General features: G+C 45.2%; 4 protein-coding genes. 1 reads left to right on the plus strand and 3 read right to left on the minus strand.

The features are described 5' to 3' along the window. The first annotated feature begins 354 nt into the window (after positions 1-354). Positions 355-1392: a CHC2 zinc finger domain-containing protein gene (locus tag G491_RS0125950; protein WP_028316606.1), complete on the plus strand. Its 1038-nt coding sequence runs from the start codon at positions 355-357 to the stop codon at positions 1390-1392. Between the two features lie 67 nt (positions 1393-1459). Here G491_RS0125950 and G491_RS35725 read toward each other — a convergent pair whose 3' ends face one another. From G491_RS35725 to G491_RS36175, 3 genes are all read right to left on the minus strand, one after another. Continuing rightward, complete coding sequence (locus G491_RS35725) at positions 1460-1780, minus strand: hypothetical protein (protein ID WP_157468601.1); 321 nt, start codon at positions 1778-1780, stop codon at positions 1460-1462. Positions 1781-1795: 15 nt separating this feature from the next. After that, entirely contained in the window at positions 1796-2203 is a 408-nt protein-coding gene (locus tag G491_RS0125955; protein WP_028316607.1) for a hypothetical protein, read from the minus strand. 386 nt (positions 2204-2589) lie between these two features. Further along, on the minus strand, positions 2590-2884 hold a 295-nt coding region (locus tag G491_RS36175; protein WP_035220258.1), incomplete at its 5' end, for a hypothetical protein.

Here is a 2884-nt window from a genome sequence, read left to right on the forward strand (position 1 = left end):
CTTAACTGATTCCCCCCGCGTCTGGTCGTACCTCCCGACCTCGCCTTTTGTCCCACGGTTTGTTACCCAATCGCCCCGCACTATCGTTTGTGCTCTTGGACAAGCCCGGCTCTAAAAGGCGAGGTCGGGAGCTCCACGGCCTTCTAACCTTTTTCGTCGTCGCTACGCTCCTATAAAAAGGAAGAATGCCGGGACCCGACGCGGGGGGAACTGGTTTCTTGAACTTGTGGGCTATCGCCACTGTTTTCAAACTGGTTAAAAGAGAAAGGATGGGGAGGGGGGATTGACAGTAAATCTATTATATTCAAATATTTAGATACACCAATAAACCAAGAAAGGAGGGATAAAAGGCTTATGGCAAAAAACGGATGGGTTTCCTATGCGGAAATCAAGGAAAAGGTGACCATGCAAATGGTCTTGGAGAAATACGGGCTTTGGGACAAAATGAAGCCAGGAGGAAAAAACCTAACTTCGGTTTGCCCGATCCATAAAGGGTCAAACCCCCGGCAATTTTCCGTGAATCCAGAAAAAAACATCTGGAATTGTTTTGGCAACTGCCAGGGTGGGGGAAACGTCATTGACTTTGTGGCCAAAATGGAAGGCGTGGAGCTCCGCGAGGCCGCCTTTATTCTTCAAAAGAGGTTTTTAGGGTCTGGCCAGGCCCAAGCATCCAAAGAGGCCAAAAAAGATAGGGGTAAGGGTAGGGGGAAGGCGAAAAAAGCGCCTGACGGCCATTTGGTGAAGCCGGGCCAAGAAACCTTAGAACCGCAAAGGCCGGAGGAGGGGGAAAAGGAAAATAAACCCTTAACCTTCCAGCTTCAAAACTTGGACCCTGGCCACGCCTGGTTTTCCGAGCAGGGGATAGAGCCGGAAACCGTAAAGCATTTTGGGCTTGGATTTTGTTCCAAGGGCATGATGAAAGGGCGGATTGCAATTCCGATCCTGGACCATTCCGGACAGCTGGTGGCCTATTGTGGCCGGGCCATTACAGACGACCAGGCCGAGGAAGAGGGAAAATACAAACAGCCCCCGGATTTTTATAAAAGTTTGGTGGTTTACAATCTTTTCGGCCAGGAAAAGAGCCCCAAGCCACTTGTTTTGGTGGAGAGCTATAAAAGCGTTTGGAAATTCCACCAAGCAGGCGTCAAGCGCGTTTGTGCCTTGCAGGGGGCCTCGATATCAGATGAACAGGTCGAGGCGCTTATAGGGTTCCTGGGTCATCGAGGAAAGGCTCTTTTTATGTTCGACGTGGATGAATCCGGAGAGAAATGCACGGCAGCTTGTTTTAGGGCCATAGGTTCGGAGCTCTGGTGCCGGGCCGTGGATTATTCGGCTTTTGGCAAAAAGCCCCATCACCTGGACCCGGAAAAAATCAAGGAGATTTTACAATAAAAAAAACCGTCCCAAAGACGGGAATACAAAGACGCTCTAAAATAAAAGCGTCTTTTTTATTTATAATTTATATGAGCGCCCACCCCTCACTTTCTGATTGAGTAAAAATTAATGGTAGTTGCCCATCTTTAGAAATATCAAGACGCTCTTTTACCCTATTTAATACGTAAGATGTAGCCAATCTTGTAGCATCTGCTTCTTGGGGGTATTTGCTTTTTTTAATAAAAACGGTGAAATATTTCCCCCCCCAGGTTTTATTTGACGCAAGTATAAAATATTTACGGTAATCTGAGTGAGATGGTTCTATCCATTTATCCCAACTTAAATCAAATATCTCACCAGTTTTTGCCGTATAGGCCCCAAGGCTTATTGGTTTTGATCTTTTCATACTTAATTCTTTCTGTTATTTTTTGCGCTTTTTAAATTCTATATCACCATAAGGCGGGGGAAGATGCTCTTTCCCAGGCAATTTAATAGCACCATCTTCATCTTTGGTGGGCGGATGAATGGTCGGAGAATGGCCATGATCCTGTTTTATTGTTTTTCCTTTTGAATCTTTTTCATATAAATCAACATGAGGTTGGCCGCCCCAACCATCACTTCTATGAAGATGGCTGGTTTCTTGGGTTGTCTTTTTCCCAAAAAGTAACCGGAAAGGTAATGTTATTATTTTAAATAGCGTTTTTAGGATAAAAACAACAATTGCTAATACTATGATTATTGCTATAATAGCTATGATTATACCAACAACCTGATTTTGCTGAACTAACTTTGTAATTTCCTGAATTATTTGTTGGATTTCTGCAGGCATATCCCCCCCCCTTTTTTCAGATAGATTTGATTCAGAAATTTCTAATGGTTAGATTCTATTTTGTCAATAGCCTCCACAGTATGTGGAATCAAAGACACCCCAACTTAAAGAGGGGTGCCTTTTTTATTTTTCCACAGCCCTCCTTGTTAACGGCTCAACTACGAACACAGTCACAACCACGAAACCGGCCCGCGCCTGGCCTTGCTCCTAAACCCAGTGTTTTTGGGGTTTAGGTGGTCCGACAAGCAAAACCACCACCTATTCCGGAGCAGTGCCGGCGCCAAACTTCTTGCCCAAAAGTCTAAAAGGCGCCGGCGGTCATAAGCTCAACAGTGGGAACCATCGGAACGGGCTGTGGATAATTTTATTATAAGGGAATAGGGGACTTAGTCAATCAGAGGCACGGTTTCACCGCATCCATTCACCCAGGAAGGCCCCAAAATTGTTTCCGGCCGGGATATGTCAAAAGACTTGTCCGGAGCCATCAAAAACATTTTTGACCCCTTTTTTCTTGGGTCAAGCTCTTTACCAGCTCGTAGAATGCTTTTTACCCGCTCCTCTGAAATGGTCAGGGTCAGGACCCGAACTTTTTTAAATCCGAAATTTTGAGAAAAAAGGTTTTGGGACCAGCTTTCCCAATATCCAACCAGTTTTTTATAAAAGCTCGACCTGGCCAGGTTG

The organism is Desulfatibacillum aliphaticivorans DSM 15576, from assembly GCF_000429905.1.
Taxonomy (GTDB): domain Bacteria; phylum Desulfobacterota; class Desulfobacteria; order Desulfobacterales; family Desulfatibacillaceae; genus Desulfatibacillum; species Desulfatibacillum aliphaticivorans.